We start from the raw sequence: 17664 nt of genomic DNA on the forward strand, positions 1-17664 counted from the left end.
GCTGGCACCGGGCGCCGCCGGGGCCTACCGCGCGGCGCTGGCGCGCGGTGCGCGCGGGCTCGTCTATGCCGACGATGACTTGCGCCAGGCCGACGGCACGCGCCACACGCCGCATTTCAAGCCGGACTGGAACGGCGAGCTCTTTGCGCATTTCGACTACCTTTCGGGCGCGTGCATCGTCGAGGGCGAGCGCGCGATGTTCGATGGAACGCGCCGTGCCGGGGGGCGCGACTGGCTCGAGGCTCTGGTGCAGCGCGGGGTCGCGCGCGCCTGTGCGCCAGCGCGGCAGGCATCGGGCGCGCCGCAGGCTCCAGATGCGCCGCAGGCACCGAGCGCGCCGATCCATGTACGCCAGGTGCTGCATCACCGCGCCGCACGCCGGGAGCCGCGCCCGGTCGCGGCGCTCGCTGCGATGGCGCCCGACACGCTTCTGCCCTCGATGAGCGTCANGCTCCAGATGCGCCGCAGGCACCGAGCGCGCCGATCCATGTACGCCAGGTGCTGCATCACCGCGCCGCACGCCGGGAGCCGCGCCCGGTCGCGGCGCTCGCTGCGATGGCGCCCGACACGCTTCTGCCCTCGATGAGCGTCATCGTGCCCACGCGCAACCGGGTCGATCTGCTGCGCCTGTGCCTCGACGGGTTGGCGCGGACCGACTATCCCGACCTGGAGGTGATCGTGGTCGACAACGGGAGCGATGATCCCGCGACGCTCGCTTATCTCGACGCGCTCGACCCGGCGCGCCATCGCGTGGTGCGCCACCCCGGTCCGTTCAACTTCTCGGCGATCAACAACCATGCGGTGCGCCGCGCGCGCGGCGAGCTGCTGTGCCTGCTCAACAACGACATCGAAGTGCTCGACGGCGACTGGCTGGCGATCCTGGCGCGTCAGGCGCTGCGCGCAGATGTCGGTGCGGTGGGTGCGCAGCTGCTCTACCCCGACGGGCGCATCCAGCACGCCGGCGTGGTGCTGGGGGTGGGCGGCGGCGCGGCGCACGCGCACCGCCTGCTCGATCCGGACGAAGAGGGCTATTTTCGCCGCCACGCGCTGCCCCAGTTCGTCTCGGCGGTGACGGCGGCCTGCCTCGTCGTGCAGCGCGCGCGCTTCGATGCGGTGGGCGGGCTTGACGAGGACAATTTCGCGGTCGCCTTCAACGATGTCGACTTGTGTCTCAAGCTCAACCAGGCGGGCTGGCAATCGCTCTACGAGCCGCGCGCGCGGCTGGTGCACCACGAATCGGTTTCGCGCGGGTTCGATCGCGACCCGGTCGGCGCGGCGCGGCTGGCGGGCGAACTGGCCGCGCTCAAGCGTCGCTGGGGCACGGGGGATGAGGTCGATCCGTTCCACCATCCCCAGCTCAGCCCCTATAGCGAACGTTTCGTGGTGCGGCTGTGAGCGCGATGGGGAGCGGGCCGGAAAGCGGGCTGGCGAACGGCACTCGGGCCGGAACCGCGGCGCGGCTCGCCCTGCCGCAGGTGACGATCTGCGCGGTGTCCTCGGTCAATGTCGCGGCCACGCTGCGCGCGCTGGAAGCCTGTCTCGATCAGCTCGAGGTCGCCGCCTGCCGCCTGCTCACCGACGCTGCGGTCACCCCGGCCCATCCGGATATCGAAGTGGTGCCGATTACCCCGATCCGGTCCTCGGCGGCCTATTCGCGTTTCATGCTGGAAAACCTCGCCGATCATGTGGCCACCTCGCACTGCCTCGTGGTGCAGTGGGACGGCCACGTGATCGACGCCGCGCGGTGGGACCCGGCGTTTCTCGACTACGATTACATCGGGGCCAGCTGGCCGCAGTTCGCGGACGGCCGGGTGGTCGGCAACGGCGGCTTCTCGCTGCGCAGCAAGGCGCTGCTGGAGGCGTGCCGAGGCCCGCATTTCTGCGGGCACCATCCCGAGGATACCGCGATCTGCCGCACCAACCGCGCCCAGCTCGAAGCCAGGGGCCTGCGTTTCGGCCCGCGCGAACTGGCCGATCGTTTCGCGGCGGAAAGGTCTGGCGATCCGGCGGCCACATTCGGCTACCATGGCGTCTTCCTGATGCCCCAGGTGCTCGGCGCCGACGCGTTCTGGCAGGTCTATCGCGAACTCGATGACCGCGGCACGCTCAGGCGCGATTTCGGCGCGATCCTGAAGGCCGTGCGCGCCGGGCCGGATGGCGCGCGGCGCGCGGCGCGGATGCTGGGCGATCGTGTGTTGCAAAGGCGCAAGCGGCGTGCGGTGCAAACAAAGAGGCTGTAACGGCCTTTTTGCAAGATTCTCCGCCTTTGTCTTGGGGCGCTACTTAATCGCCACTGTGCCGACATTCGTGTGATGGCCGGGCTGTCTATCCCGGTTCCCTGGAGGGGATCGGACCAGGCGCGCGGCACGCCGCCTGGTCGAACCCTCCGCACGGGGACGGATCGTCCGGATGGTCCCGGTGCACGGGATCATGCACAGGTGGGGAATATGAAAAACGCGCTTTCAAGGCTGGCCCGGCAATGGCGGGGCGAGACGCGAAGCAAGCCAGCTTGTCCGGCCCCGCGCGAGGCCGGTTCGGTCGCGCCGGCCGACCCTGTCTCTGCGCTGATCGAGCGGGTCGAAGCCAGCCCGCATGGCCGCGAAACGCTCGACGCCCGCTTCCTGACGATCGACGATCGCGTCGCGTTTCTCTATCTGGAAAAAGTCGCCTGCACCTATATCAAGAACATCCTCGTCCAGGAGGCGTTCGGCAGTCTGGAGGGTTTCGATCCGTCCTATTACCTGGAACTGTGGGGCAAGAACAATCTCATCCACACGCTGGCTTTCGAGGGCTTGCGGACGAACGGGCGCGACGTGCTGCGCTCGGACAGGGCCACGATCACCTTTTGCCGCAACCCCTATGGCCGGTTTCTTTCGGCCTATTTCGACAAGATCGTCAATCCGCCCGAGATAGAGAAGCCGGGCTTCCAGTGGGTGCGGCGCGAAATCCTGTTCAAGCAGGTGCGCCAGCGCAACAAGGCGGGCGTCCAGGCCATGGCGGGGGGCATCCGGCTTGAGGATTTCGCCCGGTTCGTGGCCGAGCAGGACGAAGGCGCGCGCGACAAGCATTGGGCGCACCAGCATTCGCTCAATCTCGCGCATGTCCACACCGCCAACGAGACGATTCGCATCGAGACGCTCGACGAAACGTTCCCCGGCCTGTGGGAGCGCTACATGGGGCGGCCGCTGCCGCGCGTCGCAAAGCCCGAACGCAATGTCTCGCGCAAGCACCATGGGCTGGACAAGTCCATCGCGGACATCATCTACAAGACCTACGAGCGCGACTTCGACCTGTTCGGCTATGCGCGTTCGTCCTGGCAGGATTTTGCCTAGAGCCGGGGTGGCCGGGGCGTGACGGCGGATTGGACATGAGGCTGCGGGGCGTGTAAAAATCGTTGCGGGAAGGTGTCTTGCCCATGCGTTTTGGAAAATCTGTGATCCCTGTCGTGGGGTTTTGTCTTGTTCTGGGCGTACTCATTCCGGGCGGGGCGCAAGCCAAGGATTCGCCCGCCCAGACCATCGAGGTGCTTTCGAACGGGAGCCGGGATTCGACCTTCCGCTTCAACGACGGTTTCTCTCCCGACGAACTCGTGCTCCAGGTCGATAATCCGGGGCAGAACACGCTTCAGCTGCGCAACACCAACCCGCGTGGTTTTTCCGCGCTGTCCGTGCGTGGAACCGACCCGTTCGATGCCGATCCCGAGGCGGTGTTCGAACATCTCGCGTTCGGCTGGAGCAATCCGGGCGGCATCGCCTACCTGGAAGTCTCCTCGTTCGACAACACCCGCGATCCGGGCAAACCGCCAAGCCGGTTCCTGATGCAGCAGACCGGCGGGATCGACCCGACCGGCGGCGTCGTGCGCTATTGCGATCTGACGCAAGGCTCCACCCAGCTCCATTGCACGCAGCCCGTGCCGCCGGTCACCGCCGGGCAGTACGTGTTCAGCTTCAATCTGCCGTCCGACACGAAAATGGCGAGCGGGGCGGGGACGACCTCTCCGGTGCTCGACCGCGCCTCGATCACGTCGCAGAAGCACGCGCTGGTGCGCTTCTGGGAGCCGGTCTACCGTCAGTATCCGGTGTTCGAGCTGAGCCGCGACAACGAAGCCTGGTTCAACAATTGGGATCGCTCGCGCGCGCTGGTCATCAATCGTGCGTCCAAATCGGTCACGCTGACCGGGGGGACGCAGTTCCGGGTGCGCCAGGTCAAGGGCGCGAACACCAGCGACACGGCGAGCGTCCACGATCACTTCATCTTCTGGAACGATGCCGCAACCGGCGCGCGCAGCGAGGTGATCCCGGCCTGCACCGGCGAGCTGTCCGGGCTTGAACTGGTGGTTGCCGATGAACGGCGCGCCGCCGCGAGCCACCCGATCACGATCCGGGCTCAGGACGGCACAGTCAACCAGGCGGCCTCAACGACCATCGGCAGCGACGGTGGACGCGTGCATCTGGTCTGCGATGGCGCGGGGAACTGGGTCGAGATCTGAGCGCGCCTTGCGATCCTGCGGCGGGGCATCGTAGATCCCGCGCAGCGCGGCGAGCCAGCGCGGCGCCACGTTCGCGACGGCGTATTGGGCGAGGATCGCCGAGCGCGCCTGGCGGGCCAGTGCGTCGCGATAGTCGGGCCTGACGGCCAGCGTGCGCAGGCGCTCGGCGGCGGCAGCGACATCGGCCTCTGCCCAGAGCTGGCCGGCGCCGAACGGATATTCGCCCGGCGCGACCGGGCGCAGCGTGCAGGGCACCAGCGCGGCGGTGTCGTGGCGGGTGAAATCCATGTTGCCCGAATGCGCGCTGGTCACCACCGGTTTACCCAGCAGCATCATTTCCGCCAGGATGCGACCGAAGCCCTCGCTGCGGTGGAGCGAGACGAAGACGTCGAGCGCGCGCCACAGGTCGAGCAGGGCACGGCGCGGCAGCGAATCGGTGACCAGATGGACGCGCGGATCCCCATCGATTTCGCGCAGCAGCTGCTTCCACGCCGGGCTGTCCCCGGCGCGCATGCCCTTGATGACGAGGCCCACCGGGGCGGGCTGCCTGGCATCGTGCCGGGCGTCGGCGGGGAACGCCTGCTGGAACGCACGCAGCGCCAGCAGCGGGGCCTTGCGGGCAAAGCCGGAGAGCCCGTCGAAGGCGAAGCCGAACAGCAAGGTCTCTTCGGGCAAGCCGAAATCGGCACGGGACAGCCCTTCGCCCGGTTCCACCTCGACCGCGAAGGGCATGTGCCGCACGGGTACGGGCGCGGAACGGCAGAAGGCGGCGTAGGTGAACTGGCTGGAGGCCCAGACTTCGTCGACGAAGCCGTAGGCGTGTTGCCAGAAGGCGGGGACTTCGGGCAGCTCCCAGGGCCAGAAGCCGATATTGTAATGGTCGGCGATGACGTGGCGGCCGATCGGCGTGATGGCCTCGGCCATGGTCTGTGCGGGGATGCAGAACAGGTTGATGGCGTAGGGCAGGCCGGTTGCGGCACCGGGCTGCTGGGCGTCTTCCTCGGGCATGTTCGCGCCGGGGGCGACGTTGCGCAAGACGTAGGGAATTCCCGCCGTTTCGAGCACGCGGATCGCCATGCGTACGTCTTCGCTCACGCCGCTGCGGGCATGGGCATGGCCGAACAGGTTCACGCCAAAGGGGCGGGTGTGCAGCCCGCGCCGCGCCGGGGGCGGTGCGATGGCGACGAGCGGATGGGCAAGGATCGGAAATTCGCGCGCGCCCTCGCCCTGGCACCAGGCCTGGAAGCGGGGGTCATCGCTGCCAGCAAAGCGCGTGGCCAGCGCGGGCTCGGCGTCCCACAGGCATTCGAGCAGGCGGGCCGGGCCGTCGGGTTTGGCCGGATCGGCGGGGGCGCAAAGCTGGCGCGCTTCGGCGGGGGTAAGGAAGCCGTCGAGAAGGAACGCGCACAGCCCCCTGGCGTAGTACCAGCTGACCAGCGCGTGCTGGCCCGCGCGCGTGGACAGGTCGCGCGGGGCATGGGCGGGCAGGTGGTCGTGCAGCAGGCGCATGAGCCAGCTCACCGGAGTGAATGCCTGGGCGCGGCGCGGTTCCATCGGCCGCACGGCGAGGCGGGCAAACGCCGCATCCGATGCCTCGAACGCGAGGCCCAGGCCGCTGAAGCCGTGGCGCAGGTACCAGCTCGCCAGGCTCTCGCGCCCCCGGCTGCGCGACAGATCGAACGCGGCCTGCAGGTCGGGGCGCTCGTTCCAGATGACGAGCGCGCGGGGGGGGAGCGGCGCGCGCCGGTCAAAGGCGCGGCGGCGGCGGGAAAAGGGGCGCCTGAAGCCGAGGCGCTGTGCGGCGTCGTAGATCGGTCGCATGGGGGGTATGGAAAGGTTTGCCTTGTTCATCGTGCGTTGGCGTTCATCGTGCGTCGGCGGGTGTGAAAGTCATCCGTTTGCGGTCTGCCGTGCGCCAGCAAAGCCTCGTCGCGGCTGTGGTGAATGGCTGGGTTTGATGCACGGGGACAGTCCTTTCTCCTCACCGGGGAGGCAACGGCGCAAGGCGCAGGACTGGCACTTTAAGAGCGCCGTCGTTTTTCGCAAACGCATCGGGTTGCTCATTTGGTTGCAGCGCAATAGTTCTCATATTTCGGGCGGTGCCATTCGCTTGCACCAAATGGATGGCATGGCTTCCAGCCGTAGCGGATCGAACGCGATGCGACGTCAAATTTCGGTCCGATGACAAATATTGCGATGTTGCAGGGTGCGTCGGTCGCGCTCTGCGCGGTGAAGTGCGATGCACAGATGCACAAATGCAGGACGAAAGAATGAGCCAGCCAGACGGTTTGCAGGAGCCCGCCCTTCGACTGGAGGACGTCGATCGGGAAATCGCGCAGCTGCTGCGCGAACGCGCGGCGCTGGTCGCGGGTTCGCCGGCCGTCGATGCCGGTACGGTGCCCGCGCAGGACGCCGAGCGGGTGGACGAACTGGTCATGCTGACACGGATGCTGCACGATCAGGAAGCGCTTGCCCGGCGTGAGCGTGATGAAATGAACAGGCGGTGCGCGGATGCCTATGATCTGCTCGTGTACAAGGACAGCCTGCACGCCGAAGAAATGGCGCGGGCCAGGCGCGAAACCGGGCTGTTTCTCGAACTGCTGCGCACGGCGTACACCGCCAGGGGCAAGGCGTTTTCGCGCCAGATGCTTGGCAAGAGCGATTTTGGTGCGCGCGTCCAGCGCGCCGGGCTGTTCGATGCCGCGCGTTACCTGAGCGCGAACCCGGATGTTCGCGAAGCGGGTGTCGATCCGCTCAAGCACCTCGTGTTCAGCGGCTTTGACGAAGGGCGGCTGGAGATCTGAGGGTGATCGAGCCGAGCGCGCAGCCTGTTCGCAGGGTTCTTCTTGCGGCATCCAACTGGGGGGCCAACGATGGCGTGGGCAACGATGTCCATGGCATGGTCAAGGCGCTGCAGCGGCGTGGGATCGAGGTGGGCGTCTATGTCGCCCATCATTGCGATCCCGTCTTCGCCCCCTGGCGCTGCGACGAGGCGCAGGCCCGGCTCTGGGCGCAGGATGCGGCGACGGCGCTGATATACCACCATTCGCTGGGCTGTGTGCTGTCGCAGGCCCTTTTCATGGAGGCCCGCTGCCCGGTGCGGGTGCTGCGCTACCACAACATCACGCCCTCACACCTGATCAGCGCCTATGACCGTGCGCTGGCCGACCTGTGCGACGAGGGGCGCATGGCCCTGGCGGCGCTGGTCCCGCACGCGAGCGGGTTTCTCGTGCCCAGCCTGTTCAACGCCGGCGAACTGCTGCGCCATGGGGCGCGCGCGCGCGACGTGGCGCACCAGCCCTGCTTCCACCGCCTCGCGGATTTCGATCTCTATCCCGTCGATGCCGAAGTCAGCCGCGCGCTGATTGCCGACCCGCGGCTCAAGGTGGTCTCGATCGGGCGGCGCAGCCCGCACAAGGGGCATCGCCACCTGATCGAAGCCGTGGCCGCCTATCGCGCGCGCTTCGATCGCGAGATCGTGTTGCATATCATCGGCGGCGGCGGGTTTCCGGCGTACGATGCCGAACTCGAGGCCCAGGTCGCGGCGCTCGATCTGGGTGGGCAGGTGACGATCCACGCCAAGCTCGGCTTCGAGGCGATGCTGGCGTATTATCGGCACGGCGATGTCTACGCCTGCCTGAGCGAGCACGAAGGGTTCTGCCTGCCGGTGATCGAGGCCCAGTTCGCCGGGCTGCCGGTGGTCGCCTACTGCGAAGGCGGGGTGCCCGAAGCGCTGGGGCCTGCGCAACCCCACGGCCTGGCGCAGCTCGATCCCGACGCCTGCGCCGAGGCGCTGCACGCGCTGCGCCGCGATCCCGAGCGCGCCCGTGCCATCGGTGCGGCCGGGCGAGCCTGGGTGGAGGAACGCTATGCGCCGATCGATCTCGAAGCGCAGTTCCTCGCCTGGCTCGACACGGCGTTCGAGGCGGAGGGAACCGGCGCTGGGGGCGCGGCGGGCCGCCAGCCCATGCCGGTCGCGCAGGGCGTCGCCGGCGATGATTTCGACGCCGATTGGTACCGCGCGCGCTACCCGGACGTCGCCCGTCTCGCGATGGATGCGCGTACGCATTACGCGTGGCTGGGGCGTCGGCTGGGCCGTCTGCCCAAACCGCCCGGCCCAACCGCCTAGCGTTGAAGAAATCTGAATTTCCTTGTCTTTTTTAGCACGGTGTGATCCCAACAAGCTCATGACTGTCCAGAATGCGAATTCGTCGCAAGACGTGGCGTCTAACCCTCATCGTCCGGCGATCGAGCCGCGTCCCGTGCATCTTGGCATGGACGAGCCCGGCCGCCTGTCGATCGTTCTGCAAGGCGGGCTGTCGGCGGGCAATAGCGTGGCCATCGCCAACAATTGCCGGCACTGGCGCACGATGTTCCCGGCGGCCGAGATCGTGCTCGCGCTGTCGGGCACCAACCTCGTCAAAGGCGACCTGGAGGGGCGCGTCCTGACCGCCTGCCGGCTGGTCGAGGGGCACGCCAGCGACACCGGGCTGGCGGCGGCCCTCGCCACAATCGAGGCCAGCTGCGATTCGATCGTGCTGGCGCGACCGGCCACGCCGCTGCCGCCGATCAAGTCCGACGCCCACAGCCCGAACCACGTGAACCTGCAGATCGCCGCGGCGCAGGCCGGGTTGGCACAGGCCAGCGGCGAATTCGTGCTGCGCGTGCGCAACGACCTGATCCTCCTCGATCGCGGTTTCATCGATCAGTATTTTGCCGGGGCCGCGCTGCCGCGCGGGGATGCCGCGGCGCTGGGCGCGCGCGTGCTGGTCTCCTGGCTGTTCACCCTGAACCCCTACACCACCGAGCGCCTGCCGCTGCACGTGTCGGACTGGTTCCATTTCGGCCGTCTCGTGGATGTCCGCACCCTGTGGGACGTGCCCTTTCTCGAACTGCACGATGCGATCCACTACAAGGTCCATCCCTATGCCGAGCATTCGAACCTGATCGAGCGGCAATTCAACCTGCGGCTTGCCGACGAGCAGTTCATCGCGTTCCACGCGCTCAAGAGGTTCCTGCCGGACCTGCGGCTCGACTATCACAACGATCATGCAGGTCGCGATCGCTGCATGGATGCGTTGCTGGACAATTTCATCGTGTGCGACCTCGATGCGACCAAGTGTCTGTTCGAGAAGTACGGGGCCGAATTTTCCCGCTACGAGAGGACCTATCACTGCATCACGCCGGCGCAGTGGCGCGCGCTGGTCGACAACCGCGCGGTCGACTACCGGCACACCCTGCGCCATGCCATCAGCGAGGCGCTCTACCCCGTCCAGCACGGGATCGAGGCGCCTTTTCCGCGAGTCTTTCCGGTGATGCGGCTGCTGCAGGGGGCCGCGCGGCGCGTCAACGGCGCGCTGGTGTTCGAAAAGAACGGGGTGCTGGGCGCGAGCGGGCGCACCGTGCTGCCGCGTGGCGATTATGTCGCGCGGTTCGACGTGCGCAACAGCGTGGGCAAGGGGCGCTACGTTCTGCGCGCCACCGCGGCGCAGGGCAAGGTTGCGCTCGCCAGCCGCACGATCACCGTGCGGCCGGGCGCGCCGCTCGAGGAATTCGAGCTGGCTTTCGGCATTACCCAGGCGGTGGCCCACGATGTCGAAGTGATTCTGGAAGCCCATGATATCCGCCAGGCCAGCCTGCATGGCCTGATGGTCCGGCGGGTCGAGCCGGTGGACGCCGCGCCGCGCGAACAGGTGTTCGCCGCGTCCGCGTTCGCGCTGGCGCACGCCCGGCTCGAACAGGGCGTGGCGGTCAGTTCGGCGGGCAACGGGCCCTTCGTTGAGACGCTGGGATTTTCGTTGCAGCCCGGCGCCTATGTCGCCCGGCTGGGCCTGTCCCCCCGCAGGGTTGCCGGCTCGGGTGTGCTTACCGTGCGGGTCGAGGATCGCTGGCGCAAGGAAACGCTCGGCCAGGCGCAGTTCGCGCTGGCCGATGCCGAACAGCTGGAGGATGTGGCGTTCGTGGTGGGCGACCGGGACCATTGCGATCTCGCGGTGGTCTGCACGATCGAGGGGGTGGACAGGTTCGCGCTCGAAAGCATAGCGATAGAGCCCGATTCGCGCCCCGATGCGCTGCTCCATTCGGCGGGGTACCGGCTGGCCAATTACCTGCGCTGGTTCCAAAAGTGAACGATTGCTAATTCGAATGCGGGGAAGCTGGCTGTATGGCGGGCGGCCTCCCCGGTGTCTGCGGCGTGGCGCTGGCAGGAAACAGGTCTGAAGTGCGAAAGGATTGGAATGCCCTCCATTGTGATGGATCTTGATGGGACTTTGACGATCGAGGACCCCGCCAGGTCCTATAGCGAGGTCGAGCCCAACTGGCCGGTCGTGGAACAGGTGCGGGCTTACAAGGCCAAGGGCTTCAAGGTCATCATCTTCACCGCGCGGCAGATGCGCACGCACGCAGGTTCCGTGGGCAAGATCAACGCGACGACCCTGCCGGTGGCGATCGAATGGCTCAACCGCCACGAGATCCCGTTCGACGAGATCCACGTCGGCAAGCCCTGGCCCGAGCACGACGGCTTCTACGTCGATGACCGCGCGATCCGGCCCGAGGAGTTCCTGCGCCTGTCGCACGAGGAAATCATGACCTTGACCGGGCGGCGATGACCAGGGTGGACGGCGTGGAAAGACCGCTCATCATCATCAATTCGGGCGCGTATGTCGGCCATGAGCTGAGCGCGGAATATGGCCCGCTGCCGCCCGCCTTCATGCCGGTCGGGGTGGGGCGTCTCTACGAACTCCAGGCGCAGATGCTGGCGTGCGTGGAGGGCGACATCGTGCTCACCTTGCCCGACAGCTTCACGGTGCCCGAGTGGGATCGCGCGCGGCTCGACGAGCTGGGCATCGCGGTCATCAAGACGCAGGACAACGTTCCGCTCGGCACGGCGCTGATGACCGTGCTGGGCACGCTGAATTTTCCCGATCGGCCCTTGCGTATGCTCCATGGCGATACCCTGCTCAAGGGCTTCGATGGGGGGCTCGACGATATCCTTGCGGTGGCCGATGGCGCGGATGGCTACAAGTGGTCCTTCGCCGAGGTGAGCGAACAGGGCAAGATTGTCCGGGTGCGCCCGCACGACGGCGAGGGCCCGGCCGATGCGCTGCGGCTGTGTGGCTATTTCGCGTTTCCCAGCGCGCGTCGGTTCGGCGCGGCGCTGGCTACCGGCGGAGGCGATTTCATCACCGCGCTCAACCGGCTGGCGCAGGATGGCGAACTGCGCGCCTTCGTGCCCGAGCAGTGGCTCGATTTCGGCCACGTGCAGACCTATTTCCGTTCGCGCCGGATCGTCACCACCCAGCGCGCCTTCAACGAGCTGGAGATCGGCCAGACGTATGTGCGCAAGTCGTCGGTTTCGGCCTCGGGCAAGCTGCGTAACGAAGCGCGCTGGCTGCGCGAAGTGCCCAGCGCCCTGCAGCCGCTCTGCGCGCGGGTGACCGACGCGGGCGCGCAGGGCGAGCGCTACTACTATGTGACCGAGTACGAGTATCTCTCGACCCTGTCCGAACTGTTCGTGTTCGGGCGGCTCAGCACCGCGAGCTGGGCCAAGATCGTGGGGGCGTGCAGCGAGTTCATCGAGCTTTGCGTCGCCGATTCGCGCCTGGCCGGGCCGGATGCCGATGCCGATACTCGTGCCGCGGCCTCGGGAACGTTCCACGAACTGGTGGTGGACAAGACCGCCGAGCGGCTGGAAGCCTTCGCGCGCAGCGCCGATCTCGATCTCGCCGCGCCCATGCGCATTAACGGCAGGCCGGCGCCTTCGCTCTCGCGGATGATGGAGCGCATCGCGGACATCGTCGGGGCCAGCGCGCCGATGCCTGCGATCATGCACGGTGATTTCTGCTTTTCGAACATCCTTTACAGCTTTCGCACCGAGCGCGTGCGCCTGATCGATCCGCGCGCGACGACCAAGAGCGGCGCGTTCAGCCTCTATGGCGATGCGCGTTACGACCTGGCCAAGCTCATGCATTCGATGGTGGGGTGCTACGACCTCATCATCGCCGGGCAATACCAGGCGGGACGCGGCGGGCAGCACGATTTCCACATCGAACTGCCCGTGCACGAGGGCGCGCAGGCGCTGGCCCCGCTGGTGGCGCACACGCAGATCGCGGGTGTCGCGCTGCGTTCGCCGCAGGTCTGGGCGGGGATGATCTCGCTCTTCCTCTCGATGCCCCCGCTGCACGCGGATCGCCCCCAGCGCCAGATCGCCTTCATCGCCAACGCGCTTCGCCTCTATATGGAAATGGACCAGCTCTGATGATCGTCATTCCCATGGCCGGGAACAGCCGCCGCTTTACCGAAGCGGGCTACACCATGCCCAAGTTCATGCTGCCTCTCGACGGGCAGTCGCTGTTTGCCCATTCGGTGCGCAGTTTCGAAGCCTATTTCGCGAGCGAGAGCTTTCTTTTCATCGCGCGCAGCGACATGGATGCCGGGCCGTTCATCGAACGCGAAGTGGCCGCGCTGGGGATCAGCGACGCGCGCATCGCGCTGCTGCCCGGGCCGACCGAGGGTCAGGCGCAGACCGTGGAGATGGGGCTGGCCCTGGGCGAGGTTCCCGAGCAGGAGCCGCTCACGATCTTCAACATCGATACGTTCCGGCCGAACTTCACGTATCCCGCCAAGAGCTGGTTTCCCGAGGCCGATGGCTATCTCGAGGTGATGAACAGCACCGATCCCGGTTTTTCCTTCGCCGCGCCGAGCGAGCGGGGGGAGGATCGGGTCCGCGAAACCGCCGAGAAGCAGGTCATCTCGGATCTGGCGAGCACCGGGCTTTACTGGTTTCGCGAAGCGCGCCTTTTTCGCGAGATCATGCGCGATGGCGGCGTGCGTGCGAACGGCGAACTTTACATCGCGCCAATGTACAACGCGATGATCGCAAAGGGGCTGGACGTGCGTTACGAGCTGGTCCCGAGCAAGGAGGTGATCTTCTGCGGCGTGCCGCAGCAGTACGAGGATCTGTTGGCGCAGGCGTGAGAGAGCGTTTGGAAATTCGTGCGGACGCGAATTTCGCGGCACCGGCCCGCTCCTCCGGCGAAAAGGCCCTTGCCGGGTGTTTTTCAAGCAAGCTCTGCGCTTCGCCGTGTTACGCAAGGTCGCGCTACTATGCCGAAAGCGAAATATATTTCTATTTTTATTCAATGTATTGATAGCGATTACGGGTTCGCTCAGGGCGGATTGAGCGCTATTGTCTCAGGGAATGATGCTGCTAAGGAGAGCGGCGTTTTTATTGCGGAAGGCGAATGGCAGTTTTGGTGATGAAGCTCAGGAAGTTTGCCGGTCTCGTCGCGCTGGTGGCGCTGGCCGGGTGTGCCAGCCTGCCGACGAACGGGCCGACGGCGGGCGCTCTGCAGCGCTCGATGAACCCGGCCAAGGAGCCGCAGACGCTTCCGATCAAGCTGGTCAGCGTGCAGAACGTGGGCGATCTGCCGGTCGATCCGGCGGTGGCGCCGATGGTCCTGCCGCAGCGTGAACCCGCGCCGACCGACATGGTCGGGGCGGGCGACGTGCTCAGCATCTACGTCTATGAGGCCGGGGTGGCGCTGTTCGCCAACGCTGCGGCCAATCCGCTGACGGGCACGACCGACGCCGGGGTGCAGACCAGCGCCCTGCCGCCCACGCGCGTCAACGACAACGGGGACATCACCATCCCTTACGCCGGCAAGCTCCACGTGGTGGGGCACACCGCCGACGAAATCGCGGTGATGATCCGCAACGCGCTGCGCGGCATGTCGCAGAACCCGCAGGTCTACGTCGGCCTGTCGACCGACATTACCAACAGCGTCGTGCTCGGCGGTGAGCTGGCCCGGCCGGGGCGGCTGGCGCTGGCGACGAACGATCAGCATCTGCTCGATGTCCTCGCGCTTGCGGGGGGATACCGCGGCGCGGCCAACGACCTCGACGTGCGCGTGTCGCGCTCGGGACGCTCGGCACAGGTGCGGATGAGCGATCTGTTGCGCGACCCGCGACTCGACGTGCGGATCTATCCCGGCGACCGCATCACGGTGATCTCGGACCCGCTGTCCTATTCGGTGCTCGGCGCCTCAAGCAAGATCAGCGAGCAGCCGTTTGCGCACGCCGACGAAACGCTGGCGGAAGCCATCTCGAACGCCGGGGGCATCAACCCCAGCTCGGGCGATCCGGCCGCGCTGTTCGTGTTCCGCTACACCAAGGACGCGCAAGGGCAGGATGTCCCCGTGGTCTACCATTTCAACATGATGAAGGGCAGCTCGTTCTTCCTCGCGCAGCGCTTTGCCATGCATGACGGCGACGTCCTGTACTTTGGCAGTGCGCGGGCGAACCAGCCGGCCAAGCTGTTCCAGTTGATCAGCCAGCTGTTCACGCCATTGGTGACCGTGGCCGCCGTGGCCAACGCCGTGAATTGAGGTGAGGTGTGTGCCAGCTGCGGCCAAGATGCGTGCCGAAGCTGGCTTGGCGAGGGTTGTGGCGCATCATGGCTTTCGGCAGGCTCGGCGCCTGTCGGGGGCATCGGTACGGGCCATAGCGCTCCTGAGGTGATACAAAGAGAATGAACGTCGAACAATCTATCCTCGCGGACTATGCCGTCAGGCCTTCGGGCAATCCGGTCGTCAACTGGTTGCGCAAACACCGCTGGTTTGCGATCTTCGTGCTTCTGCCGACGTTCCTGGCCGCGATCTACAACGCGTTTCTCGCGCCCGACGTGTACATCTCGGAATCGAGTTTCGTGGTGCAGAGCGTCGATCAGAAGACGCCCCAGCTCGGCGGTCTGGCCAGTCTGCTGCAGACCGGAGGGGTGAGCTCGGGCGGCCGGCAGTCGGAGGAGACGCTCGAATACATCCAGTCGCGCGATGCGCTGCGCCAGCTGCAAAAGACGTTCGACATCGCGAGCCGCCTCAAACCCACCGCGCTGGAAATCCGTAACCCGTTCCAGGAAGACACTTTCGAGCAGCTTTACCGCGAATACGGCGACAAGGTCTCGGCCCATTTCAGCGCCGAGACGGGGCTTTCCGTGCTCAAGGTCGAGGCGTACAACCCCAAGGATGCCTATCAGATCAACGCCCACCTGCTGGGATTGAGCGAGGATCTGGTCAACGCGCTCAACGCGCGTTCGCGCCACCGCGCGATCGACGAGGCGCAAAAGCAGGTCCAGCTCGCCGAAAAGCGCAGCAACGATGCCCGCGTCGCGCTGGCGCAATACCGCAACGCGAACGCTCTGCTCGATCCGCAGTCGCAGGGCGAAGGCGTGCTGTCGATCGCCAACGGGCTCATCACCCAGCGCGCGAGCCTGCAGGCCAAGCTCGATGTGATGGAGCGGCTGACGCCCAGCAACCCCTCGATTCCCGCCCTGCGCAACCAGATCGCGACGATTTCGGCGCAGATCCAGGCGCAGGAAGGCGAAGCCGTGGGCGCGCCGCACGCCATTGCCTCCAAGCTGCAGGGGTACGAAAAGCTGCTCGCCGAAAGCGAGTTCGCCGCGCAGAACCTGGCGGCGGCCAACGCCTCGCTGGTCAAGGCGCGCGCGCAGGCGGATCAGCAGGAATACTATCTGGAGCGCATCGTCGAGCCCAACGTGCCCGACGAGCCGGAGCTGCCGCACCGCTTCCTCAACGTGGTGGTCGTGCTGGCCTCGCTGACCTGCCTCTATTTCGTCATCTGGATGTTCGTCGTGGGCATTCTCGAGCACGCGCCGGAAGACTGAGCATGGCCGAGCGTTTCACCTGGTCCCGATTGGCCGCCGGCTGGCGTGTCCAGTCGCGCGTGCTGCACGCCCTGATGATCCGCGAGTTGACGACCCGCTTCGGGCGCGAGAACATCGGCTTCCTGTGGATGATGTTCGAGCCGTTGCTTTTCGCGGGTCTCGTCTCGATCAGCTACCGGCTGATCCACGGGCCGTCCGAGCACGGCATGGAGATCGCCGCCTTCGTGGTCTCCGGCTATATCCCGATCACGCTGTTTCGTCACTGCGTGGGGCGTGCGGTCATGGTCTTCCAGGCCAATGGCGCGCTCATGTACCACCGGCAGATCAAGATCCTGGATTTCGTGCTGGTGCGCTTCCTGATCGAATTCCTGGGCGGGATGATGGCCTATGTCTTCATCGGCACGATCCTGATGATCGCGGGGGTCTTTCCGGTGCCTGCGAACATCGGCCAGTTCCTGGTGGGCTGGTTCCTCTATGGCTGGGTGGCCTTTGGCACCGCGCTGGTGATCGCGCCGCTGTCCGAGATGTCCGAGGTGTGGGAAAAGTTCATTCCGGTGACCACCTATATGATGCTCCCGGTGTCCGGCCTGTTCACCATGGAAGCCTGGCTGACCCCGACCATGCGCTATTATCTGATGTGGTCGCCCTTCGTGAACGCGATGGAGCTGATGCGCGGGGGCATCTGGGGGGATGAGATCGTTATCTACTACAACATCTGGAACCCGATCGTGATCGCCATGGCGCTTACCCTGACCGGCCTCATCATGTGCCGTCGCATCCGCCGCACGTTGACCGTCGAATGATCGTCTGTCGCAACGTATCGAAGTCCTACAAGATGGGACACGGCGAGAAGAAGGTCCTGCGCAACGTGGATCTCGTCGTCAACCGGGGCGAGCGTGTGGCGCTGCTCGGGCGCAACGGTGCGGGCAAGAGCACGCTGATCAAGCTGATCGGCGGGGTGGAAATGCCGACCTCGGGCCGGATCGAGCGGCACATGCGCATTTCCTGGCCGCTGGGGCTGACCGGAGGGTTTCAGGGCAGCCTGACCGGGTTCGACAACGCCCGCTTCATCGCGCGCATCTACGAGCGCGACTACAACGACCTCAAGGCCTTCGTCGAGGATTTCACCGAGCTGGGGCGCCAGCTCAAGATGCCGGTGAAGACCTATTCCTCAGGGATGCGCGCGCGTCTGGCCTTCGCCCTGTCGCTGGCGATCGAGTTCGAGTGCTACCTGATCGACGAGGTCATCATGGTCGGTGACCAGAACTTCCAGCAGAAGTGCCATCACGAGCTGTTCGAGAAGCGCAAGGACCGCACCATGGTTCTCGCCACGCACAGTTCGGGCATTGCCCACCGCTTCTGCGACCGCGCGCTCATCCTGCAGGATGGCCACCTCAAGGCCTATGAAAACCTCGACGTGGCGCTCGAGACTTACGCCAAGCTCTAGGCTGTAGTGACAATTTAATTACTTGAGCCATAGCATGATGCTGGCGAG

Annotated in this window: 14 protein-coding genes and 1 pseudogene; 14 read left to right on the forward strand and 1 reads right to left on the reverse strand. The window is 66.2% G+C overall.

All coding sequences use genetic code 11. The features are described 5' to 3' along the window. Position 1 precedes the first annotated feature (1 nt). The 4 genes and pseudogenes from MTR62_RS15975 to MTR62_RS15990 all read left to right on the forward strand — a co-directional run bounded on the left by MTR62_RS15975 (position 2) and on the right by MTR62_RS15990 (position 4489). Positions 2–1395: pseudogene (locus MTR62_RS15975) on the forward strand (glycosyltransferase). A 5-nt stretch (positions 1396–1400) separates the two neighbouring features. Further along, positions 1401–2240: a DUF5672 family protein gene (locus MTR62_RS15980; protein ID WP_244022778.1), complete on the forward strand. Its 840-nt coding sequence runs from the start codon at positions 1401–1403 to the stop codon at positions 2238–2240. Between the two features lie 207 nt (positions 2241–2447). Then, positions 2448–3332: a sulfotransferase family 2 domain-containing protein gene (locus MTR62_RS15985; protein ID WP_244022751.1), complete on the forward strand. Its 885-nt coding sequence runs from the start codon at positions 2448–2450 to the stop codon at positions 3330–3332. 101 nt (positions 3333–3433) lie between these two features. Continuing rightward, the gene (locus MTR62_RS15990) at positions 3434–4489 is read left to right on the forward strand and encodes a hypothetical protein (RefSeq protein ID WP_244022754.1); all 1056 of its coding nucleotides are present in this window, start codon (positions 3434–3436) and stop codon (positions 4487–4489) included. On the opposite strand, the gene MTR62_RS15995 is transcribed toward MTR62_RS15990, so the two are convergent. Further along, positions 4415–6310, reverse strand: coding sequence for a glycosyltransferase family 4 protein (locus tag MTR62_RS15995; RefSeq protein ID WP_244022756.1), 1896 nt, complete (start codon positions 6308–6310; stop codon positions 4415–4417). The genes MTR62_RS15990 and MTR62_RS15995 overlap by 75 nt on opposite strands. A gap of 449 nt (positions 6311–6759) precedes the next feature. Here MTR62_RS15995 and MTR62_RS16000 point away from each other — a divergent pair, with 449 nt between their 5' ends. The 10 genes from MTR62_RS16000 (at position 6760) to MTR62_RS16045 (ending at position 17616) form a co-directional block, all read left to right on the forward strand. Next, entirely contained in the window at positions 6760–7293 is a 534-nt protein-coding gene (locus MTR62_RS16000; RefSeq protein WP_244022758.1) for a hypothetical protein, read from the forward strand. 2 nt (positions 7294–7295) lie between these two features. Beyond that, positions 7296–8618: a glycosyltransferase family 4 protein gene (locus MTR62_RS16005; RefSeq protein ID WP_244022760.1), complete on the forward strand. Its 1323-nt coding sequence runs from the start codon at positions 7296–7298 to the stop codon at positions 8616–8618. Between the two features lie 145 nt (positions 8619–8763). Continuing rightward, the gene (locus MTR62_RS16010; protein WP_244022761.1) at positions 8764–10617 is read left to right on the forward strand and encodes a WavE lipopolysaccharide synthesis family protein; all 1854 of its coding nucleotides are present in this window, start codon (positions 8764–8766) and stop codon (positions 10615–10617) included. A gap of 108 nt (positions 10618–10725) precedes the next feature. Then, the gene (locus MTR62_RS16015; RefSeq protein ID WP_244022763.1) at positions 10726–11097 is read left to right on the forward strand and encodes an HAD family hydrolase; all 372 of its coding nucleotides are present in this window, start codon (positions 10726–10728) and stop codon (positions 11095–11097) included. 14 nt (positions 11098–11111) lie between these two features. Then, a complete protein-coding gene (locus MTR62_RS16020) occupies positions 11112–12746 on the forward strand; it encodes a phosphotransferase (RefSeq protein ID WP_244022765.1) in 1635 nt (544 codons plus the stop codon). Then, positions 12746–13465 (forward strand): glycosyltransferase family 2 protein, encoded by a 720-nt coding sequence (locus MTR62_RS16025; RefSeq protein WP_244022767.1) that lies wholly within the window; start codon positions 12746–12748, stop codon positions 13463–13465. Before MTR62_RS16020 ends, MTR62_RS16025 begins: the two co-directional genes overlap by 1 nt. 281 nt (positions 13466–13746) lie before the next feature. Further along, positions 13747–14874, forward strand: a complete 1128-nt coding sequence (locus MTR62_RS16030; protein ID WP_244022769.1) for a polysaccharide biosynthesis/export family protein — start codon at positions 13747–13749, stop codon at positions 14872–14874. Between the two features lie 143 nt (positions 14875–15017). Then, positions 15018–16169 (forward strand): capsule biosynthesis protein, encoded by a 1152-nt coding sequence (locus MTR62_RS16035; RefSeq protein WP_244022771.1) that lies wholly within the window; start codon positions 15018–15020, stop codon positions 16167–16169. 2 nt (positions 16170–16171) lie between these two features. Further along, positions 16172–16972 (forward strand): ABC transporter permease, encoded by an 801-nt coding sequence (locus MTR62_RS16040; protein WP_244022773.1) that lies wholly within the window; start codon positions 16172–16174, stop codon positions 16970–16972. Further along, positions 16969–17616 (forward strand): ABC transporter ATP-binding protein, encoded by a 648-nt coding sequence (locus MTR62_RS16045; RefSeq protein ID WP_244022776.1) that lies wholly within the window; start codon positions 16969–16971, stop codon positions 17614–17616. Before MTR62_RS16040 ends, MTR62_RS16045 begins: the two co-directional genes overlap by 4 nt. The last annotated feature ends 48 nt before the right edge of the window (positions 17617–17664 follow it).

The organism is Novosphingobium organovorum (assembly GCF_022832435.1).
Classification (GTDB): Bacteria; Pseudomonadota; Alphaproteobacteria; order Sphingomonadales; family Sphingomonadaceae; genus Novosphingobium; species Novosphingobium organovorum.

Bases quoted from the DNA above. Each gene is read 5' to 3' on its own strand.
- MTR62_RS15980 (WP_244022778.1), top strand. From the start codon at position 1,401: ATGGGGAGCGGGCCGGAAAGCGGGCTGGCGAACGGCACTCGGGCCGGA.
- MTR62_RS15985 (WP_244022751.1), top strand. From the start codon at position 2,448: ATGAAAAACGCGCTTTCAAGGCTGGCCCGGCAATGGCGGGGCGAGACG.
- MTR62_RS15995 (WP_244022756.1), bottom strand. From the start codon at position 6,310: ATGCGACCGATCTACGACGCCGCACAGCGCCTCGGCTTCAGGCGCCCC.
- MTR62_RS16000 (WP_244022758.1), top strand. From the start codon at position 6,760: ATGAGCCAGCCAGACGGTTTGCAGGAGCCCGCCCTTCGACTGGAGGAC.
- MTR62_RS16010 (WP_244022761.1), top strand. From the start codon at position 8,764: ATGGACGAGCCCGGCCGCCTGTCGATCGTTCTGCAAGGCGGGCTGTCG.
- MTR62_RS16015 (WP_244022763.1), top strand. From the start codon at position 10,726: ATGCCCTCCATTGTGATGGATCTTGATGGGACTTTGACGATCGAGGAC.
- MTR62_RS16025 (WP_244022767.1), top strand. From the start codon at position 12,746: ATGATCGTCATTCCCATGGCCGGGAACAGCCGCCGCTTTACCGAAGCG.
- MTR62_RS16030 (WP_244022769.1), top strand. From the start codon at position 13,747: ATGAAGCTCAGGAAGTTTGCCGGTCTCGTCGCGCTGGTGGCGCTGGCC.
- MTR62_RS16035 (WP_244022771.1), top strand. From the start codon at position 15,018: ATGAACGTCGAACAATCTATCCTCGCGGACTATGCCGTCAGGCCTTCG.
- MTR62_RS16040 (WP_244022773.1), top strand. From the start codon at position 16,172: ATGGCCGAGCGTTTCACCTGGTCCCGATTGGCCGCCGGCTGGCGTGTC.
- MTR62_RS16045 (WP_244022776.1), top strand. From the start codon at position 16,969: ATGATCGTCTGTCGCAACGTATCGAAGTCCTACAAGATGGGACACGGC.